This is a genomic window from Carnobacterium sp. FSL W8-0810 (genome assembly GCF_038007125.1).
Lineage (GTDB): Bacteria > Bacillota > Bacilli > Lactobacillales > Carnobacteriaceae > Carnobacterium_B > Carnobacterium_B inhibens.
Map to the genome: position 1 here is coordinate 68689 of NZ_JBBOWO010000002.1, position 20616 is coordinate 89304.

General features: G+C 34.3%; 18 protein-coding genes and 1 other annotated feature. Of the genes, 3 read left to right on the plus strand and 15 right to left on the minus strand.

Annotated elements, in window-relative coordinates; genetic code table 11:
- Window positions 1–180 precede the first annotated feature (180 nt).
- The 7 genes from NST49_RS11620 to NST49_RS11650 form a co-directional block, all read right to left on the minus strand.
- The gene (locus NST49_RS11620; protein WP_023177119.1) at window positions 181–1446 is read right to left on the minus strand and encodes an ABC transporter permease; all 1266 of its coding nucleotides are present in this window, start codon (window positions 1444–1446) and stop codon (window positions 181–183) included.
- Window positions 1439–2338, minus strand: a complete 900-nt coding sequence (locus NST49_RS11625) for an ABC transporter ATP-binding protein (protein WP_023177118.1) — start codon at window positions 2336–2338, stop codon at window positions 1439–1441. Before NST49_RS11625 ends, NST49_RS11620 begins: the two co-directional genes overlap by 8 nt.
- Before the next feature lie 202 nt (window positions 2339–2540).
- Window positions 2541–3113 (minus strand): general stress protein, encoded by a 573-nt coding sequence (locus NST49_RS11630; RefSeq protein ID WP_051932781.1) that lies wholly within the window; start codon window positions 3111–3113, stop codon window positions 2541–2543.
- A 627-nt stretch (window positions 3114–3740) separates the two neighbouring features.
- Window positions 3741–4997, minus strand: coding sequence for a UV DNA damage repair endonuclease UvsE (uvsE, locus tag NST49_RS11635; protein WP_034538425.1), 1257 nt, complete (start codon window positions 4995–4997; stop codon window positions 3741–3743).
- A gap of 140 nt (window positions 4998–5137) precedes the next feature.
- On the minus strand, window positions 5138–5785 hold the full coding sequence (gene trhA / locus NST49_RS11640; protein WP_034538422.1) for a PAQR family membrane homeostasis protein TrhA: 648 nt from the start codon (window positions 5783–5785) through the stop codon (window positions 5138–5140).
- A gap of 249 nt (window positions 5786–6034) precedes the next feature.
- A complete protein-coding gene (locus NST49_RS11645) occupies window positions 6035–6745 on the minus strand; it encodes an alpha/beta fold hydrolase (RefSeq protein ID WP_301425775.1) in 711 nt (236 codons plus the stop codon).
- Between the two features lie 132 nt (window positions 6746–6877).
- Window positions 6878–7144, minus strand: coding sequence for a hypothetical protein (locus NST49_RS11650; protein WP_023177112.1), 267 nt, complete (start codon window positions 7142–7144; stop codon window positions 6878–6880).
- 313 nt (window positions 7145–7457) lie between these two features.
- Between NST49_RS11650 and NST49_RS11655 the strand changes: the two genes are divergently transcribed.
- On the plus strand, window positions 7458–8351 hold the full coding sequence (locus NST49_RS11655; RefSeq protein WP_034538421.1) for a helix-turn-helix domain-containing protein: 894 nt from the start codon (window positions 7458–7460) through the stop codon (window positions 8349–8351).
- Window positions 8352–8445: 94 nt separating this feature from the next.
- Here NST49_RS11655 and trxA read toward each other — a convergent pair whose 3' ends face one another.
- The 4 genes from trxA to NST49_RS11675 all read right to left on the minus strand — a co-directional run bounded on the left by trxA (window position 8446) and on the right by NST49_RS11675 (window position 12232).
- Window positions 8446–8757, minus strand: a complete 312-nt coding sequence (gene trxA, locus NST49_RS11660; protein WP_023177110.1) for a thioredoxin — start codon at window positions 8755–8757, stop codon at window positions 8446–8448.
- Window positions 8758–8854: 97 nt separating this feature from the next.
- Window positions 8855–11221: an endonuclease MutS2 gene (locus tag NST49_RS11665; RefSeq protein ID WP_341048827.1), complete on the minus strand. Its 2367-nt coding sequence runs from the start codon at window positions 11219–11221 to the stop codon at window positions 8855–8857.
- Window positions 11222–11360: 139 nt separating this feature from the next.
- On the minus strand, window positions 11361–11912 hold the full coding sequence (locus tag NST49_RS11670; protein WP_023177108.1) for a CvpA family protein: 552 nt from the start codon (window positions 11910–11912) through the stop codon (window positions 11361–11363).
- Window positions 11913–11935: 23 nt separating this feature from the next.
- Entirely contained in the window at window positions 11936–12232 is a 297-nt protein-coding gene (locus tag NST49_RS11675) for a cell division protein ZapA (protein ID WP_023177107.1), read from the minus strand.
- Between the two features lie 156 nt (window positions 12233–12388).
- Between NST49_RS11675 and rnhC the strand changes: the two genes are divergently transcribed.
- Window positions 12389–13321: a ribonuclease HIII gene (gene rnhC / locus NST49_RS11680; RefSeq protein ID WP_301425772.1), complete on the plus strand. Its 933-nt coding sequence runs from the start codon at window positions 12389–12391 to the stop codon at window positions 13319–13321.
- 53 nt (window positions 13322–13374) lie between these two features.
- Here rnhC and NST49_RS11685 read toward each other — a convergent pair whose 3' ends face one another.
- From NST49_RS11685 to NST49_RS11700, 4 genes are all read right to left on the minus strand, one after another.
- Window positions 13375–14709, minus strand: a complete 1335-nt coding sequence (locus NST49_RS11685) for an APC family permease (protein ID WP_023177105.1) — start codon at window positions 14707–14709, stop codon at window positions 13375–13377.
- A gap of 126 nt (window positions 14710–14835) precedes the next feature.
- Window positions 14836–17253, minus strand: a complete 2418-nt coding sequence (gene pheT, locus NST49_RS11690) for a phenylalanine--tRNA ligase subunit beta (protein ID WP_341048830.1) — start codon at window positions 17251–17253, stop codon at window positions 14836–14838.
- A 4-nt stretch (window positions 17254–17257) separates the two neighbouring features.
- Window positions 17258–18304, minus strand: a complete 1047-nt coding sequence (gene pheS / locus NST49_RS11695) for a phenylalanine--tRNA ligase subunit alpha (protein WP_251166207.1) — start codon at window positions 18302–18304, stop codon at window positions 17258–17260.
- Window positions 18305–18384: 80 nt separating this feature from the next.
- Window positions 18385–18630, minus strand: a binding site (T-box leader).
- A 72-nt stretch (window positions 18631–18702) separates the two neighbouring features.
- On the minus strand, window positions 18703–19068 hold the full coding sequence (locus NST49_RS11700; protein WP_251166208.1) for a winged helix-turn-helix transcriptional regulator: 366 nt from the start codon (window positions 19066–19068) through the stop codon (window positions 18703–18705).
- 285 nt (window positions 19069–19353) lie between these two features.
- On the opposite strand from NST49_RS11700, the gene NST49_RS11705 reads away from it, so the two are divergent.
- Window positions 19354–20526 carry an alpha-hydroxy-acid oxidizing protein gene (locus NST49_RS11705; protein ID WP_341048833.1) on the plus strand — a complete coding sequence of 391 codons (1173 nt, stop codon included), beginning with the start codon at window positions 19354–19356 and terminating at the stop codon, window positions 20524–20526.
- Window positions 20527–20616: the final 90 nt, after the last annotated feature.

The following is a 20616-nucleotide window of genomic DNA, read 5'->3' on the forward strand; positions in this document are numbered from 1 at the left end:
TCTTTTAAAGTTAGACCATTTTTTTGTATATCTGTATAAAAAAGCTTAATTCATTGATACATTTATATGCCACAAAATTTATTCTTATATCTACTTCCAAAAGTAGTCACAACAACTTGCTAAAAAGCGTTAGTGATAGAGATAGAGATAAGTTTACTCAGTAGTTCAACCCTATAAATATTAGTTTGTTTTTTTGCGCTCATTTTTTAAAATACTAAAAGAGGTTTTCATTGTTTTTATCATTCCTGTATCTGAATAAACTAACACATTTGAACGATACATTACTAGTGACAATAGCGTACACAGAACCGTAAATACAATCATCACGATAATCGAAATCACTATTCCGGCCGTTGAAACTGTTTCACTTGCTACTCTGAACGGCATGATAAAAGGCGTGAAAAAAGGTATTTGAGAACCAATTTTTACAACCGCTTGGTCTGGACTGGCAAAAGCAAATAACCCGCCATAAAACCCAATCATGGCTAAGAAAACCAATGGAGTAACAGCTTTGCTCACATCTTCTATTTTCGTTACTAACGAACCAAAGAATGCAGCCAAACCAGCATAAAGAATAATCCCAAGTACAAAATAAATAAGTGTTGTTCCCAATAAATTGCTTAATAGTGTACCAATATCGACACCTGTTAAAAGATCTTGAACAAAATCAAGATTTTTTATAAACGGATAGGCAATCAAAGCTAAAACGATGTAAATAATGATTTGTGTTAGACAAACCAACAATATTCCTGCTAGTTTACCAAAAAAGTGAACCGTTGAAGTAACACTAGACAAAATAACTTCCATGATACGTGTTCCTTTTTCTGAAGCAATCTCGGTTCCAATAATGCTGGCGTAATTTATAATAAAAATAAAAATCGCAATCCCAACTACATAAGAACTCCACATTTTGATTGTTTCAGCCGTACTGTCTTGATTAGTCATTTCTCCTTCTTCAAAATTGATTGTTTCAGTTGAGATAGCAGCTGGTGACATCAATTCCATTGCCTCTTGTTGAGTCAATCCGTATTCAGTTGCTTTCCTATTTAACTGAATACTCGTTAAAATACTGGTCAGTACAGTTGTATCTAATGTATCGCTAGATGACATATCAACATAGTTAGCAGTAACCATTTGATTCTCAGACTCAACTTCAAGATAGCCATCTAACTCTTCCTGCTCCATAGCTTCTTCAGCTGCTTCTTTTGTCGTAATATCTGGATCAACCGTAAATTGATCTTCTTGGGCTGCCAAAAGTGTTTGGATTTCTTGATCCGATGTTAAAACGGCAATCTCAGGTATCTCATTTTCAGATTGACTAATAAAATAAATGATTCCGCCAATAATCAACAACATTACGATAGGCGTCAAAACCATTGTTAAAAAACCAAATGACTTAATATTTTTTTTATAAACATCCCTAACGATCACCCAAAATTTATTCATGAAGCTCACCTGCTTTCATTTTAAAGATTTCTTCTATAGTAGGCGATTGTTGGCTAAATGTTGTAATATAGCCATTTTTAGTAACTTGTTCAAAGATTGCCTTCCCATCTTCTGGATTTTCCAACTCTAAGACTTTTACCCCATCTTTAGTTACTTTTGCTTTGATTACTCCATGCATTTTACTTAGTTCATCAATAGACAGAGGTGTTTCTAAAAAGAGTTTTTTCCGTCCAAACTTTGCTCTGATTTCTTGAACAGTTCCATCTAAGACCATACTTCCATTACGCAACATGACTAATTTGTCACAAATTTCTTCGACGTTATTCATATTATGGCTAGAAAAAATAACACAAGCTCCTTGTTCTTTTAATTCTTTAATACCAGCTTCCAACAACCCGGCATTTACAGGATCTAACCCGCTAAAAGGTTCATCTAAAATAACCAATTTAGGCTGATGGATCAGCGTTGCAATAAGCTGTACTTTTTGTTGATTCCCTTTAGATAAAGATTTGATTTTATCTGTCTTTTTGCCTTTAACTTGAAATTTTTCCATCCATTTATCAATTTGAGGTTTGATCTCTTTTTTAGATTTCCCACGTAACTGCGCAAAATAAATAATTTGATCCTCTATCGAAACTTTAGGATAAAGTCCTCTTTCTTCTGGTAGATAGCCAATCACATCATAATCGGTTTTCTGTAAAGGGCGTCCGTTCCATAAAACTTCACCTGAATCAGCTGTTAAAAAATTTAATATCAGCCTAAAAGTTGTCGTTTTCCCTGCACCATTCTGACCAATCATGCCTAAAATTTGACCATCGGGGATAGTAAAACTGATATCATCAACAGCTGTTAATGTTCCGAAAGTTTTTTTCAAATTCTTAACTTCTAGCATTTTTTCTCCTCCAAACATCTAAATTTTTACTATGTATCTAGATATTCATTCTAACAGAACTATTGAAATTGGACTATGAATAACTAATAACCATTCCTTTTCTCTTTAATTTTTAGACAACTAAAAAAAGAATTGAGACAATTAAATTGTCCCAATCCATTTCAGTCTATTCTTTTTTATTTATCTATTTAACTATCTCTTTTTAACTATCCCTTTGTTGATCCGTACCGGGAGTAGTCGGCATACTTGGATTTTCAATTGGATGATTTCCTCCAAATGTTCCATCACTTTCTTTAAGAGGAATTCCCTCTATAGAAGCATTTGTGTCATTTTCTGAAACAACTTGACCTTTAACAGAAGCTGATACTTCACCTATATTTGACACTGTAGAATCATTTTTATCCTTAATGGGCTTATTCCTAAGATTTTGTTTCGTATGTTCAGTTTCTGGCTCTTCAGTAATAATGACATATCCACCATTTCTTACGGCTTTATTGTAACGTTCAGTAGTTGAAGAATCCAATTTATATTTTCCAAGCGGATTTCCATCATCTGCTTCACCAAAAGTATCTTTGACACGATTCCACACTGACTTATTGTGTTTATTAAGAATTGGGTCCACTTCCGCAATCGTTAAACTTTCAATTGTACCTTTATTTTCTTTATGAGTTACAACAGTTACATCCTCAGGACTGTACCCTTCTGTAATCAAATGTTCAACTTGAGCTGCAGCTTCCTCAACAGATTGATAAGCACCTTTGAATTTTTTCACCATATTCATTCGTCCTCCTATCAAATTATTTTAGTACACTATAATAGTACCAAATAAAGAATGCGTTCCCAACTCATATGTTTAAGAATTCTTTTTACTCAATTAACTCATTTAAATTTTATTCTAAAACAAAAAAAAACTACCTTTACACAAAGGTAGTTGATAAGTAGAAGATAGGATTCGAACCTATACCTTATTTAATAAACACAAGAAAAAACAATCGTTTGACCTCTAAAAAAAGTGAAACACCACGTACATCTACATCTAATAGTATAGCACAGTTTATTAAAGAAAGCACGGTTTATTTGAAAATAACTGCTTTCCACACGATTTGAGAGGAATTGACTATTAAAGCGACTATTTTTTTCTGTTTTTTAGTTTGTTGTAATCTAATACCGTGATTACAATTAGAACAATTCCAGTAATTAAAGAAACTTGATTATTTTCCAAGAATCCGTAAAAAAGTAGAATGATACCTGAAATCAAAATGACTAATGCAATAATTTTTTGTATATTCATATTTTTTTCCTCTTTCATTTCTTCATTAATGTAGCTTATTTTTCGATACAATTAGTTAGTATACTGTATTTTTTTTTGTTCATCAACTATTTGTCAAAATTATCATCTAACTTAGAGCACAAAGTAATAGGACTGGAGCAAATATGGTTGATTGTCATTTACCGCTAACTTCCATAATATATTCTTGAGTGTTTTCAGTGAACCGCCGTTTTTTTCAACTTTTTCCAGTTGTTTAAAAAAGGCTTTTTTTTCTTTTTCTGTTGCAGTTTCCTTAAAGTAACCATATACATGTGTAGCTGCATTGATAGCAGTCCCAGTTGCCACTTCCATCTCTAAAGCTTGGTCAAGTAAACGATAAAAATCCACTACCGGAAAAGCAGTCTTATCTTTTAATAGCTGGCGAATAGCATCATATATCTTAGGTGATCTCTCTAAAATACTGTATTTGTATAGACTCCATTCCTTTTCTAATAATTTAATATGCGGCTGTGATGTCGTAGCATTGATGCACTTTACAGCAGAAAGGTTTTTATCTTTCACTTCTAACATAATGTCTAAATCTTCTCTTGCAACTTGATGATAGAAGTTCATAAATGGTTCAAGTGCAATTGTACGCGTATGTGCTCCTATACGGCTCATTGGGCTTTGTTGAGAATAATGAATTTTTTGCGATCCATCTTCAGTCTTCCACGTTTTGTGAGTTTGCTCGATCCAATAGGCATCGTCTTTTGAAACATCACTTGTATTGATTGCATTATGAAGATTATCATAAATAACAGGAGCACCTGTAATTTTGCTGATAGCCAAAACTTCCGAAACAGTATAAGAACGATCATCATTTTCAATGACTAATCGTTTTTTTATTGCATCTGATAACGTTTGGTAACTTTTTACGAAACGTTGCATTGCTCGTTCTTTTTCTTGGTAGACACCTCCAATATGCAATACGATTTTGTGCTCTGGTCCTACTCCAAGGCTATCTAAAAACTTTGTATGATACACTAAATCTTCTACCGCTCTGGACACTACCTCATTATCTGGTGAATTTAAAACGGTGTATTGTCCAGGATGCATGGATACTCTCATACCACTTGAAATAATTTTTTGTCCAACTGAATCAAATTGCGGTTTAAATAATTCCCACCAAGCTAATGTATTGACCGGACTTGATCCAAATGGAATAATATCTGAACTAATACGGAATAATTTGATATTATTTTTAATATTGTACTCAATGACTTTCTCAAGCGATTCTAAGTTAAAGTAAATCAACTCTTTTAATTTTTCTTCAGTTGCATTTGCTTTCCGACACGTTTTAAAACCTGTGTCTGGAACACCTACCGTTAAGCAAGCATAACCAATACTCATTCTATTCCTCCTCTTTCACTCCTATTCAGTTCATTTATTATATAACTCTTTTAAAAAAAAGCCTAAGAAAAGCACTATGAAGAAAATTAGCTCACCGTTATATGCAAAAAAAAAGCCTTGAAGAAAACATCAGGCTTTTTTTATGCATAAAGTAAAATTGAGAAGTAGATAAAAGCAGTACCCGTTAAGACAAACAAGTGCCACAAGACATGCATATATTTAACATTACGCATGCTGTAAAAGATAGTCCCAATTGTAAATGAAAGTCCTCCAGCCAGCAATAATGCAAATCCATCGAAACCAAGTCCGATATACATTGGCTTGATGGCAAACATGCTAAGCCATCCCATTCCTATATATAAAAGAGTTGACATTTTTTTGAATTTTTCAATCCATAGACATTTGTAAATGATTCCAAAAATTGCAATTGCCCATACGATTCCGAATAAGGTCCAACCCATTCTCCCACCAATTGTTACCAGAGAAATAGGCGTATAGGAACCAGCAATTAACAAAAAGATACTACAATGATCAAAAATTTTAAACACTCTTCTTGCTTTTGTAAAAATCAAGCTATGATAAAGTGTTGAACATAGGTAAAGTAGGAATTGTGAAAATCCGTAAATACTGTAAGAAACCAATTCTAATGTTGAGCCTGTATTTCTAGCCTTCATAATGAGTAATATCATTCCCGCTATACTTAAAATTGCTCCTACACCGTGAGTTACTGCATTCAATACCTCATTGGTCACCAGATATTTTTTTGTATATACTGCTTCATCATTCATTTTTTATTTCCTCCTTAAAAACATATGCCAATAAGTACTCTTACAGAAAGAACATTGTCATTGTTGTCATGTATGCGTTAGTAATTTTTATGTAAGACAAGAATAACACAGTTTCAAAAACTATTCAACCTAGTTATCAATACTAGATGAGAAAACAGAAAAATATTTTTAATCTTTTGTATAATTTTTTCTTTATTATAATTTATTCTGTAAATACTTTTCAAGAAATATGAACTCCTAATTTTACAGCTATACATCACATAAAAAACTTTCAACAAGCTGATTAAACTCTTCATACTTTTCAATCATCAAAAAATGGCTAGCTTTTGGTATGATTACTAACTCGCTGCCATTTATCCATTTATGAATACTAATTGTATGACTTTCATTAATCACATCATACTCTCCAGCAACTATCAAAGTTGGCACTTTTATGGCGAGTAAATCATCAACCTTTAAATCCAATTGGTGCCACATCAAATCTATCACTTGTTTCTTTTTCTCAGCTTTTGAAAAATAGTTACCTAAAATATTTAGGACTGCATATTCTCTTCTTATTTCCGTTAAAGATTTTTCACTTAACCCATTTACTTTATAATTAGCCCCAATAACAACCAATTTATTGATTCTTTTTGGATAATGACTAGCAAAATATAATGCTATATTTCCTCCATCACTAAATCCCATGATCATTATTTTTTCTAAATTGAGGTAATTTAATACCGCTAGAATATCTTGTGCAATTTTTTTAAAGGTAAGTATTTCTTTACCATGTTCAGAACGTCCATGCCCTCTCGTATCCATTGCAATCACTTGAAATTGTTTACTAAAATGGATGATTTGATGCTCAAATATTTGATGATCTTCTCCGTTACCATGTAGTAATAGTAATGGTTCCCCAGTTCCTGTAATTTTACAATAGATTTCAACATCCGTTGTACGGATATACATTGATTTCATTTGAATCCCATCCTTATTTATTAGTTATTCTAATATATATGATAGGAGTGTATCAGAATTTTATATTTTTAAACACATAAAAAAGCGTTAATTTTTATCAACGCTTTTAAAATTCAGCTATTTAATTTTATATCACATATTAAGATTAAGACATATCGTGTTTAAGATTATTGTCTGTTCAGCTTCTAATTTTACAAAAAGCAATTTTGTTGTTTTCATTTCATTCAAATCACTTAAGGATAATTTATTTTTTCTTAATACGCCATCAAGAGGACAATCAAGAATTCCATCGGCATTTTCAATTAAGTCTTCTTCATCTACAGGTAACGTATTGCAAAGGTTTTTTCCTTCAAGAATATACGCATAACCGTTCCTTGCCTTTATTATATTAGTTCCCATACTGTCCCTCCTACTCTTAACGTTGACAGAATTAGTATTATCCGATGAATTAGTAAAAGACAGTTAACCAACTGGCTTTTACTAATTCGTTAAAATGACTCAGGGTCAAGGGAAAGGTAAAGAGCGACAAGTGTCTAAGCCTTTTCTAGCCCCCACCGCCCATGAACCAGATTACCGGCAAAAATGCTATCAATTTTTTCAAGATCTTTTTCATGTAATCCCTCCTAACTTTGATTTAATTATAGCAAATGTTTTATAATATCTTGTATAATGTTCATATAATCACATTTTTTTATTGAAAGAAGGTTCAATTATGACACAAATTGGTCAAAAATTTGGAAAAGATTTAAAAAAAATAAGAGAAAACAAAAGTTATACCCAAGCATATGTTGCAAAAGATGCAATGGCACGGTCAACCTACACTAAGTTTGAAACGGGCAGCATTGTTCCAAACATAACCAAATATTTTCAAATTTTAAATAATTTAGATATGACACATGAAGAATTCAACTACATACATAATCATTACCAATTAACTGGAAAAGATGCTATCTTATATCAATTTAAAACTATGGCTGTAAATAATGATTTAAATACCTTAATGAAAGTTAGAGAAACGACAAAAACTTATTTAAAAGAACATAAAGATAATGTTGTACAAGATATCTTTTATATCTGTAATGCACTTATTACACTTTCAAAAACCAACGACTTAACGCAAGCAGCTCCTTTCGCTGAAAAAGTCTGGCATCGTATTTCCTTACTTGATAAGTGGTACTTAACAGAACTGCGTTTATTGAATAACATTCTTTTTTTCTTTGATTTTGACACTTCTCTTTTTATTTCAAAACGTGCATTAGTAGAATTAGAAAATTATACCCATTTTTATGATGCAACAGAGTTAAAGATGGCTTACTCAATGAATTTAATTTATTTATTGATGGAAAATCAAAATTACACACAAGCACTTGAAAAAGCAGATTCTTTAATATCAATTAGTAAAGAAAAAGGGAAATATCGTTTATTAGGTGTCTTGTATGTACGAAAAGGAGTTATTTTAACTAAATTAAATAAAGTTGAAGCTGAAACAAAAATGTGGTTTCAAAAAGGCTTTAATCTATTGGAAGCTATTGAAGATTTTTCATTACAAGAAGAACTCAAAAAAGAAGTGGCTTATTATCTAAATCACTCTTCAAAAATAGAATAGAAGAATTTATTCTATTCTATTTTAATTGATTACATAAAAATAGGATTGAGACAATTGTCTCAATCCTATTTACCTTTTTGATTGTTAAACCTAATTATTTGTATTTTGATATAACGTCTTCGATTTGTTCTTTGTTATGGTAACCAATCAATTTTTCAACAACTTCGCCATCTTTTTTCACTAATAAAGTAGGAATACTCATAATACCAAATGAGCTTGGTACTTCTGGGTTAGCATCAACATCCATTTTGACGATTTTTACTTCATCACCAATTTCTTCATCTAATTCTTCTAAGACTGGTGATTGCATGCGACAAGGACCACACCATGTTGCCCAAAAATCCGTAATTGTTAGACCTTCTTTAGTTTCTGTTTCAAATGTTGCATCAGTTACTGCTTGTACCATCACTATTCCTCCCAAAAACTTTTTTACAACTTATTAATAGTAAGCTATATTCTTAGTTCATTATATCAAAAAACATTTTTAATATCTACCCATAAGCTTAAGATTTAAATTCAACGATCGTTGCTCCATTTCCGCCTTGATTAGGTGGTGCATAACGGAAACTTTTTATAGAACGATGTTTTTTCAAAGCATCTGTTACGCCTTGTCTAATAGCTCCGGTCCCTTTCCCATGTACGATTGTTACTTGTGGATAATTAGCCAAAAGGGCTGCATCCAGATAACGATCCAATTCTGCTAATGCATTTTCATATCGCTCTCCTCTTAAGTCTAATTGAGGTGAAACATGATTGTTGGATTCTGAGCGTACCGATGCAATCATTTTACGACTAGGTTCTTTTTCTGGTGCTGTTAAAGTCAAATCACTTTCTTTAAGCTTCATCTTCAGCATACCCATTTGAACGACCCAGTGATTTTTATCAACTTTTTCCATTAAAATTCCTTTTTGCCCAAACGATTGAACTATAACATCATCGCCAGGTTTCATTACTTGTTTAGCTTTAGCTTTTTTTAGAACTTTATTTTTAGCCAAAGCTTCTTCCTGTTTCAAACCGGACAATTGTGTTTTTGCATCAATAAATTCATGTTCTTTTACGCCTTCATATTGTCCTTGAATTTGTTTTTTGCGCAACTCTTTAATGATTTGGTCCGCATTTTCTTCAGTTTCTTCAACAAGGTTATTGGCTTTTTCACGAGCTTTTCTCATTAACTCTTCACGCTCAGCATAAAATTGTTGCACAGCTGTTTGTAGATCTGCATGCAATTGTTCTGCTTCATCTACATAGTGACGGACTTCAAGATATTCCGTTTCAGCCATTTTTCGCCTATTCTCTAAATCAGCAATCATTTCATTTAGATTTTGGCTTTCCCCGTCGATCAATTGACGTGCTGAATCAATGATATCGTTATCTAATCCTAATCTCTTAGAAATTTCAAATGCATTACTACGCCCAGGTACACCAATTAATAAACGGTAAGTTGGACTTAACGTATCAACATCAAATTCCATACTCGCATTAATTGTTTGCGGACGGTTATAGCCATAAGCTTTCAGTTCAGGATAATGAGACGTTACCATTACATAACTGCCTATAGCACCTATCTTATCTAAAATAGCGATAGCCAAAGCAGCACCTTCTTGAGGGTCCGTTCCAGCGCCTAACTCATCAAAAATAATCAAACTTTTTTCATCTACACGCTCTAAGATAGAAACAATATTTGTCATGTGTGATGAGAATGTACTTAAACTTTGTTCAATTGATTGTTCATCGCCAATATCTGCAAATATTTCTGTAAATAACCCAATTTGACTATCTTGAGCAACAGGTAATTGTAAACCAGCTTGCCCCATCAATTGCAGTAAGCCTAATGTTTTAAGAATAATGGTCTTCCCACCAGTATTAGGACCTGTGATGATTACAGCCTGATTCTCACCGCCAATCAAAATATCATTCGCGACAACATTTGCTTGGTCTAATAAGGGATGGCGTGCACTTAAAAGCCTTACTTCATTTTGTTCATGGATAACAGGACGATTAGCTGAGATACTTTTAGCATAACTAGCTTTAGCACCAATAAAATCAAGTTTTCCTAATAAGAACATATTATTTAAAATATCTTTACTAAAAGGAGCTATCTCATTCGAAATTTCAGCTAGGATACGATCTATTTCACGACGTTCTTCAATTTGGAGTTGACGTAAACGGTTATTTAATTCAACAACACTTTGTGGCTCAACGAATAATGTTTGGCCCGTTGAACTTTGATCGTGAACGACTCCGCCAAAATGACTCCGATATTCTTGTTTTACAGGAATAACATAACGATCATTCCGAATCGTAATAATTGCATCACTTAAATATTGAGCACTTTTTCCACGTACAATACCATCTAATTTTTCACGAACCGTATTTTCTCCTCGTTTGATTCCTATTCGAATCCCATTTAAAGCAGGACTTGCATCATCCATGACTCGACCATCTTCATCTACTGTTTCACGAATAACTTGATTCAAAGTAGGAGTTGTAACGAAGTTCTCAGCCAACTCATACAACCGGTTCATTTCAATTCCGGTTTCTTTTAAATTCTCAAAAAATCGGTTCATCTCAGAAGTCGTGCGTAAAATTTTCCCGATTTGTGCAATCTCTAATCCGTTTAAACTAGCACCTATATCCAAACGCTTTAAATGTGGACGAACATTTTGTAATTTTGGAATAGGCATATGGCCACGCAATTTTAAAATTCTTGTTCCATCTTCTGTTTCATCTTGCCATAGTTCAATTTCATTTTTATCAATTGAGGGCGATAACGTTAAAACTTGTTCTTTCCCTAAATCTGAAGCAGCAAAATTTGCAATTGCTTGAATAATTTTACTAAACTCCAATGTTTGAAGGATTTTTTTATTCATTTTGTTTCACCTCTTATTTCAATTTTACTTTTATTTAGTTTCACTTCCACTAAACTGGCTTTTATTTTTACTATTCTCAATAAGAAATCGTCCCCCTGATTTAAGAGAAACGATTTTTTCAATCTATTTAACTAATGAGTTATTTCAAGGATGTTTCTATCCATAAATTGTATAGTTGGGCTGAAATAACGGGTGTGTCCTCCACAATCGTACGAGCTAACCAACTAGTATTAAATGCTTCTTGGATCGCATCTATCGGCACCATTGTTAATAAAAACAAAACAAGAAAAATCGCAACATAAGAAACGATAACATTCAAAATTGCTCCACCTAAAGCATTCAATTGTTTCAACACTGGAATAAAGGTTAACGAATTCAATAATCCGCCAACAAAACGAGTGATTAACCACCCGACAAATAAAATCAGTATAAATGCAACTCCATTATAAAAAGCTCCATCAAGATCAAAACCCAATGCTTGATTATAAAAAACAAATTGACTACTTTCAGAAGCTGAAGGGTAAGGCACTATTAATTCCAAATGTGAACCTAATGTTTGGTAGTATTTGCCTGCTAATAAATATGAGATAAAATAACCGATAGTCAAAACCAATTGGAGAATGAGGCCTCTTCTGGCACCACTATAAGCTCCTATGGCTAACAATAGTACTATAATGACTGTCATTAACATGTTGATCACCTTTACTCAGAAAATTAATTGTCGCTTGTTTTCATTTCCTGATCTTTCTCTAATTTCTTTTCTAATTCTTCTACTCTTTTTTGCATATCTTCTAATTTTATCTGCATTTCAATTTGATCTGATACAGCATTTACCGCTACTAACACAGCTCTACGTTCGGGGTCTAATCCTTTTGATAATGATTCAATCTGCTGCATTTGTTCATTTACCATTTTAGACACTGATCGCATATGTTCCTCGGGTCTAGCTCCGATGATCGTGTAGGGTCTTCCTGCTATAGTTGTTTTATACCGAATTTTCCCTTTTGACATGGCAGCCCCTCCTAAAAATCACATTTCCCTTATTTTACCATGAATCGACTAATAGTTGCACATTTTTTCATTTCATTTTAATATCCTGCCTTTATTAGACAAAATTCTATGGTAAACTATTTATTAGTTCATTAATAAAAAGAAATGAGTGACACAATGGCGAATGAAGTACTCTTGGTTTCTAAAGAAACGTTAAACGATATGAAACAGCATTACACGACTTACTTAAAACCATCTACTCCTCCTGGCGGTTTATTTGCAGCTAAAAAAGGAGCGGTCAATATAACGGCTTACAACTCTGGAAAAGTTCTGTTTCAAGGCGCCGGTTCTGATCGTGAAGCAGCTGTATGGCAGAAAAAAGCAACAATTGTTCCAGCTAAGAATAAACCCTCTTCTTCTATAAATATTCCTTTACCAAAGGGTTTTAGTTCCTGGTCTGTTATTGGCAGTGATGAAGTCGGAACTGGAAGTTATTTTGGGCCCTTAACGGTAGTAGCTGCTTATGTGGATCAATCCCAACTTGCTTTGCTGAAAGAATTAGGCGTACGAGACTCAAAAGAAATGAAAGACCCTGAAATTATTCGTGTAGCAAAAGATTTAATAACATTCTTACCACACAGCTTACTTAATGTTATGCCTGAAAAATACAATGCCATCCAACCAACAATGACCCAAGGTAAAATGAAAGCTGTTTTACATAATCAAGCTTTAGGACATGTGCTTACAAAAATAAGTCCGCAAAAACCAGATGGTATTTTAATCGATCAATTTGAACTTCCAGCTACTTATTTCAAACATATCAGCGATCAGCCAAACCAAATAAAAGAATCCGTGTATTTCCAAACAAAAGGTGAAGGTCACCATTTAGCTGTAGCAGCTGCTTCAATCATTGCACGTTATGCCTTCTTAAAAGGTTTAGATGAATTGACTGCAAAAGCAGGTCTTAAAATACCTTCTGGAGCTGGCAGCAATGTTGATTTAATAGCTGCAAAGTTGCTGAAAAAAGGCGGTCTGCCTTTACTTGGCAAATACGCTAAATTGCATTTTGCAAATACCGAAAAAGCTAAAAAAATCAGTGGTCTTCGCTAATAAACAGAAAGAATCCTACCTCAATAAATCTATTAAGGTAGGATTCTTTCCCTTTATTGGTCTTTTTCGGGCACTCCATATTTCTTTTTACAGTACAGGTAAACGGGTATTCCGATCAACGTGAAGAAAATACCAATGAATGCATTTTGAGGTTGAACAATTAAGGTATTAAATACAATATATAATCCACCAATTATTGCAATTAGTGGAATAATCGGATAAAAAGGAACTTTGTAAGGTCGTTCAATATCCGGTTCAGTTTTTCTCAAAATTAAGACCCCAATAAATGTCAACGTAATAAAAATCCAGATCACAAAAACAATTAAATCTGTCAGTTGATTAAACTGTCCTGTTAAAATCATTAATAGTGCAATTCCTAACATTAAAATTCCACCATTGATTGGTAAATTTGTTTTAGGGTTTATTTTAGCAAACCAATGGCTAAAAGGAAGCATCTTTTGCGTTGCTAAAGCGTATGGAATTCTCAAACCAGATAGAATGTAGCCATTGATCCCACCAAATACAGAAATCAATATACCTATTGTGACCAATTTACCGCCTATCCCTTCAAAAAGATACGAAGCAGCTAAAGCAGCTGGTGTATCCGTTCCGGCTAATTGGTTGCTGTCTAATACAAATAAATAAGCAACATTTATCAATAAGTAAACAGCCATTACTATGGATAACCCACCAATAATTACCTTTGGTAACATCTTACCTGGCTTCTTCATTTCACCTGCCAATGTTCCAACATTGATCCACCCATCATAAGCAAATAAAGTAGCCATTAATGCAGAACCAAAACTTGTTAGCACTGGATGGGACTCTACCGAAAAGGGTACGAGTCTTACTGCACCTCCCCCAGGATAAAGTAATCCAGCAACAATGATCACCAAAATTGGAATCAACTTTAGGATTGTTGCGACCGTTTGAATTCGACCACTATACTTGGTTCCAAGAAAATTGATTCCCATCAAAAATATTGCTGTGGCAATAGCCACCGGTACGATCGTTGAATCCGATAAGGCAAATAAGCTTGAAAATTGAGTTGCAAAGATAATAGTCAATGCAGCTATATTAGCTGGATAATAGATAATCATTTGAGCCCATCCGACTAGAAAACCTACCCATCTCCCATATACTTTTTCTAAATAGATCATCATCCCACCTGTTTGAGGATAGATGGTTCCAATTTCAGCAACTGTCAACCCACCGGCAATTGTAATAATCCCTGCAACAAACCAAGCCAATAAACCTAGTCCTGGCGCACCCGATGCACCATAAACTGCTGTTGGTTTAAAAAATATCCCAGCCCCTATAACTGTTCCGACAACTACGGTCAATGCCGTAAGACCGCTCACTTCTTTTTTTAGTTCTTTCTTTTCCATATAGTTCCCCCTGAAAAGCCTTTATAGAGTCCTAAAACGGGATAGTCCTCTTATATATATTAGTGCTTTTTAGCATAACAAAAAGGCCTTGCATTTAGCAAGACTCTTTTTGCATATTCATACTATTTAACGCACGACTACCTGATATTCTTCCACTAGTGCATTTGTAACTTTATCAAAAGCCTTAGAAACCTCTTCTTCCACCAATGTTGCAGTTGGATTTAGATATGATAACGTATAAGCCATTGATTTTTTGCCATCTTCAATATGCTTACCTTGATAAATATCAAATAAACGTACACTAACCAAGAAGTTGCCGCCTTTTTTATAGATCAAATCTACCAATTGTTGGTTTGTAATCGTTTCATCAACCAATAATGCGATATCTCTAGTCATTCCAGGGAATTTAGGAATAGCTTCATAAATAGTTGGTTCTTTTTCTGCTTCAACGATAGCTTGTATATTTAATTCAAAAGCATATGTTTCATCTAAATCATACTCTTTTGCTGCTAATGGATGAATTTGTCCCGCAAATCCTATTTCTTTTTCACCCAAGTAAAGTACAGCTGTACGACCAGGGTGCATGCCTTCACGTTGGTTATCAGAAACGAATGTAACTTTTTCTGTTAAACCGTATGCAGCAAACAACCCTTCTAAGATTCCTTTCATTACAAAGAAGTCTACTTTTTGAGGTTGACCTTTCCAATCTTTTTCTAATAAAGAACCCGTCAATACTCCTGCCAAATGTTCTTCTTCTACTGGCAGTGTTTGAGTTACCTCTTTATAAAACACACGACCAATCTCATAAAGCATAACATCTTTATTTTTACGAGCTTTATTGTAGCTAGCATCATCTAGCAATCCGCTCAATAAGTTCATCCGCAATGTGCTCCGGTCTTCACTCATAGGCATTTCTAATTGAGTGGCTTCACTTTCACGCATCATATATTGAGCTGCTTTTTCTGGAGTGGTTAATACATAGCTAATCGCTTGTGATAAACCTGCTCCTTCTAAAAAGCGGCGTGTATGACGGACAAGACGTTGTTTATCATTCAAAGCTGCCGGTTGTGCTGCGCTGATTGGTAAAGTAGAAGGAAGATTGTCATAACCAAAGATACGAGCTACTTCTTCAACTAGATCCGCTTCTATGTCAATATCCCAACGACGTGGTGGGATAGCAACTTCAAATAAACCATCTTTTTCTTCAGCCTTAAACCCAAGTCTATCAAAGATCACTTTTACTTCTTCAGTTGAAATAGTTGTTCCTAGCGAACGGTTGATTTTATCTAACGTAATTGATACGATACTATCTTTTACTTCTAAAGATGATTGAGATGCAACACCAGCTACTACGGTTCCACCAGCAAGTTCAGCCATTAAAGCAGCGGCATGGTCTCCTGCAGTTGTAATAGTAGCAGGGTTAATTCCTTTTTCAAAACGAGAGCTAGATTCGCTTCTTAAATTGTATCTTTTAGCTGTTTTACGAACAGATATCGGGTTAAAAATAGCTGCTTCAATAGCTACAGTCACTGTATGGTCTTCAATCTCTGAATCCAATCCCCCCATAGTTCCTGCTAAAGCAACTGGGTTAGAACCATTTGTGATAACGATATCTTCAGAAGTTAATAGACGTTCTTCTCCATCTAAAGTTGTTAAAGCTTCTCCATTATTAGCATGACGAACCACTATCTCTTTTGACTGCAATTGATCATAATCAAATGCATGTAAAGGTTGTCCATATTCTAATAGAATATAGTTTGTAATATCTACTACATTATTTAAAGGTCGAATACCTGCATTCATCAATTTTGTTTGCAACCACATTGGACTTTCAGCAATCTTCACATCTTTAACGATGCGGACATTATAGCTTGGAGCATCTTCGCTATTTTCTACAGCAACTTTAATATAGTTTTCAACTGAATCTGTTTTATCTTCTGTTAATTCGAAAGAAGGGAATTTAGGTTGTTGATCGTAAATTGCCCCAACTTCATGGGCAACTCCTCGCATGCTTAATGCATCCGCACGGTTAGGTGTGATCGACAATTCAAGGATCGCATCGTCCATTGCTAGATAAGGAAATACTGGTTCTCCAGGCACTGCGTTTTCTGGCAACACATAAATGCCGTCTGCATATTTTTTAGGAACAACTTTTTCAGAAAATCCTAATTCGGCTAAAGAGCAAACCATACCATTTGATACTTGCCCACGCATTTTTCCTTTTTTGATTTTTGCATTTCCTGTGATACGACTTCCAGGTAATGCGACAATGATTTTTTGTCCAGCAGCAATATTAGGAGCACCACAAACGATTTGTGATAATTCTTCTTCACCGATATCTACTTGGCAGATATGCAAATGATCTGAATCTGGATGATCCACAACTTCAACCGCATGTCCTACTACAATTTTTTTCAACCCTGTTTCCGGAATAGCGACATCTTCAATCTCAATTCCAGTACGTGACATTCTATCTGCCAACGCTTCAGGTGTTACATTTGATAAATCTAAATATTCTTTTAACCATTGATAAGATACATTCATATTCTTACTCCTTTACCTTGAATTGATTTAAGAAACGAACATCATTTTGGTAAAAATGACGTATATCATCAATTCCGTATTTTAACATTGCTACTCGGTCTGGGCCTAAGCCAAACGCATAACCGCTATAAACTGTTGCATCAATACCAGACATTTCAAGTACATTTGGATGAACCATTCCGGCACCCAAAATTTCGATCCAACCAGTCTGTTTACATACATTACAGCCTTTACCGTTACATTTGAAACAACTTACATCTACTTCTACAGAAGGTTCAGTAAAAGGGAAATAACTTGGACGCAAACGTATTTCACGTTCTGAACCAAATAATTTTTTAGCAAAAACTTCTAGCGTTCCTTTTAAATCTCCCATTGTAATATCTTTCGCTACAACTAATCCTTCCATTTGATGGAATTGGTGAGAGTGAGTTGCATCATCGCTGTCGCGACGGTATACTTTTCCAGGACTGATCATTTTTAATGGTCCTTTTGAAAAATCATGTTTGTCCATTGTACGAGCTTGAACAGGAGAAGTGTGTGTACGCAACAAAATTTCATTCGTAATATAAAAAGTATCTTGCATATCACGAGCTGGGTGGTCTTTAGGCAAATTCATACGTTCGAAGTTGTAGCTGTCTTCTTCAACTTCAGGTCCTTCAATAATTTGATACCCCATACCAATAAACAGGTCTTCAATTTCTTCCATTATTTGAGTTAATACATGCGATTGGCCCACAGCTACTTGGCTGCCTGGCAAAGTAACATCAATTGCTTCACTTGCTAAATCACGATTGATTTTTTCCATTTCTAATACTGATTTTCTTGTATCTAAATATGAAGTAATCTTATTTCTCACTTCATTAACCAGTGCTCCAAGAACTGGACGTTCATCAGGAGAAACAGTCTTCATTCCTTTTGAAATTTCAGTAATTGGGCCTTTTTTCCCTAAATAGGTTATACGTACTTGATCAAGTTCTTTTAAATTTTGAGCTGCTTCAATTTTTTCAACAGCTTCTTTACTTAACACTTGTAAGTTGTCTTTTAAGTCCATTCTTATTCCCCTTTAAATAAAATTATCATTCTTTTGCTTTTTGTGTATTTAAAAATAAGCACACAAAAAGCCTCATCCCAAAAAGGGACGAGGCTACATTCGCGGTACCACCCTTGTTTGAATTTAGCTTACACTAAATCCACACTTCATTTACATAACGGCGTATACCGGAACTTTATTCATTACCTTAATTAGATTAACGTAATTCCCAAAGTCAACTCAGGAAGTGAACATTCATTTGGTTTTCTATTCAAGTGTTCTCAGCCAACGACACTTGTTCTCTTCTTTAGATAAGCCAAATTACTTTTTTCCATCACTGTTTTTATTATTATTCTCTTTTACATACTTATCTAGTTTAACGCAAGCTTGACTTAAAGGTCAAGTACTTTTCAATAGGATTAAGCTTCTTGTACGCAAATCCACTCGTCAGCCCACTTTTGAACATCAGCCATGACTACTTTTAAGGCTTGGCCTTTTTCAGTTAAGCTATAAGCTACTCTCATTGTAGCATCCGGGTCTACTGTACGAGCTACAAGTCCTTCTTGTTCCAGCTCTTTTAAACGTTCAACCAATACACGATCGCTTACATTAGGAATTGTAGCAGCTATATCTTTAAACCGTTGAGGACCTTCTAATAACACGTCAATGATAAGTCCCATCCATTTTTTACCTAAAATAGCAAAAGTATGTTCAAACTTAGGGCAAATCGCTTTTTGTCTAGCTTCACAAGCGACACTCTTTTCTTCATCTTTAATGGTTATCATATCTTCTTCACCTCTTTTATCTTATTATAGCATTATTGGTTATAAATAGTAAGTAATCTAACAATGTTTGTCAACCTTTTTTTAGTCAATACCCTATTTCGGACATATTTTTTTCACTTTTACTATCTTATCCCTTTACGGTATATTAGACAAGAAAAATATATTTCTATTTAATTTATTTTTTTCACTTAATTTTAATCAAACTATTTTCTCTTAAAAATTGAATTTTTTATTTCTAGTGGTAAACTTAAATCGATTACCAATCATTTAAATGGAGGGAACATTATGACAGAAACTGAAAAAGATGTAACTATAGAACATTCTTTGGACAATATACAAGAAGCCTCAAAATCCGCTAATCAAGTTCCTTATAAAGCTAGTGAAGCAGAAAAACCGTTAAATATTATCAATGTTTTTGATCTTGAATTGGAAGCAAAAAAAGTTATTCCTGAAGGTGGTTACGGCTATATTTCAAGCGGAGCCGGTGACTTATGGACAATCCAACAAAACATTGAATCTTTTAATCATAAGCTAATTGTTCCTCGTGTATTAAAAAATATTGAAAATCCAGATCAACGTACATCCATTTTTGGTACTGACTTAGCTACTCCCATCATTATGGCGCCAGTTGCTTCTCACGGACTTGCTAACGCAGCTGCCGAACCTGCCACTGCAAAAGCTGTTGCTGAATCTGGTACTATTATGACGATTAGTTCATATGCTAATAAACCTTTTAAAGAAATATCTAAAGCAGGAGCTGGAGCTCCACAATGGTTCCAATTCTATATGAGTAAAGATGATGGAATCAATAGAGATATTTTAGACGAAGCTAAAGCTAATGGAGTAAAAGCTATCGTATTAACGGCTGATGCAACTGTAGGAGGGAACCGTGAAGCAGACAAACGTAATGGTTTTGTTTTTCCTTTAGGCATGCCAATCGTTCAAGCCTACCAATCAGGTGTTGGACAATCAATGGATGCTGTTTATGGCTCTTCCAAACAAACACTTAGTCCTAAAGATATTGAATTTATTGCTTCTAATTCTGGATTACCTGTTTTTGTTAAAGGTGTTCAAACTGCGGAAGATGCTTTAATCTCATTAGCATCTGGTGCTGGCGGAATTTGGGTAACCAATCATGGTGGCCGCCAATTAGATGGCGGACCAGCAGCATTCGATTCATTGCAAACTGTTGCTGAAGCAGTGGATAGAAAAGTTCCTGTTGTCTTTGACAGTGGTGTTCGTCGTGGGCAACATGTCTTTAAAGCTCTAGCTAGTGGTGCTGACTTAGTTGCAATTGGACGCCCAGCAATTTATGGCCTAGCTTTAGGAGGATCTCAAGGTGTTAAATCTGTTTTTGATCACTTCAAGCATGAACTCGAAATAGTGATGCAATTAGCTGGTACAAAAACAGTTGAAGATATTAAAAATACGGTTTTACTTGACAATCCTCACTCTTAAAAACAAAAAATAAGGAAGGCTGTCTATTAAATTAGATAACCTTTCTTATTTTTATTTTCAACTCATTTAGCCGGTATAAAATCAAACAAA

Coding starts and splice junctions, on each gene's coding strand:
- NST49_RS11620 (WP_023177119.1), bottom strand. CDS start 1,446: ATGAATAAATTTTGGGTGATCGTTAGGGATGTTTATAAAAAAAATATT.
- NST49_RS11625 (WP_023177118.1), bottom strand. CDS start 2,338: ATGCTAGAAGTTAAGAATTTGAAAAAAACTTTCGGAACATTAACAGCT.
- NST49_RS11630 (WP_051932781.1), bottom strand. CDS start 3,113: ATGGTGAAAAAATTCAAAGGTGCTTATCAATCTGTTGAGGAAGCTGCA.
- uvsE (WP_034538425.1), bottom strand. CDS start 4,997: ATGAGTATTGGTTATGCTTGCTTAACGGTAGGTGTTCCAGACACAGGT.
- trhA (WP_034538422.1), bottom strand. CDS start 5,785: ATGAATGATGAAGCAGTATATACAAAAAAATATCTGGTGACCAATGAG.
- NST49_RS11645 (WP_301425775.1), bottom strand. CDS start 6,745: ATGAAATCAATGTATATCCGTACAACGGATGTTGAAATCTATTGTAAA.
- NST49_RS11650 (WP_023177112.1), bottom strand. CDS start 7,144: ATGGGAACTAATATAATAAAGGCAAGGAACGGTTATGCGTATATTCTT.
- NST49_RS11655 (WP_034538421.1), top strand. CDS start 7,458: ATGACACAAATTGGTCAAAAATTTGGAAAAGATTTAAAAAAAATAAGA.
- trxA (WP_023177110.1), bottom strand. CDS start 8,757: ATGGTACAAGCAGTAACTGATGCAACATTTGAAACAGAAACTAAAGAA.
- NST49_RS11665 (WP_341048827.1), bottom strand. CDS start 11,221: ATGAATAAAAAAATCCTTCAAACATTGGAGTTTAGTAAAATTATTCAA.
- NST49_RS11670 (WP_023177108.1), bottom strand. CDS start 11,912: ATGTTAATGACAGTCATTATAGTACTATTGTTAGCCATAGGAGCTTAT.
- NST49_RS11675 (WP_023177107.1), bottom strand. CDS start 12,232: ATGTCAAAAGGGAAAATTCGGTATAAAACAACTATAGCAGGAAGACCC.
- rnhC (WP_301425772.1), top strand. CDS start 12,389: ATGGCGAATGAAGTACTCTTGGTTTCTAAAGAAACGTTAAACGATATG.
- NST49_RS11685 (WP_023177105.1), bottom strand. CDS start 14,709: ATGGAAAAGAAAGAACTAAAAAAAGAAGTGAGCGGTCTTACGGCATTG.
- pheT (WP_341048830.1), bottom strand. CDS start 17,253: ATGAATGTATCTTATCAATGGTTAAAAGAATATTTAGATTTATCAAAT.
- pheS (WP_251166207.1), bottom strand. CDS start 18,304: ATGGACTTAAAAGACAACTTACAAGTGTTAAGTAAAGAAGCTGTTGAA.
- NST49_RS11700 (WP_251166208.1), bottom strand. CDS start 19,068: ATGATAACCATTAAAGATGAAGAAAAGAGTGTCGCTTGTGAAGCTAGA.
- NST49_RS11705 (WP_341048833.1), top strand. CDS start 19,354: ATGACAGAAACTGAAAAAGATGTAACTATAGAACATTCTTTGGACAAT.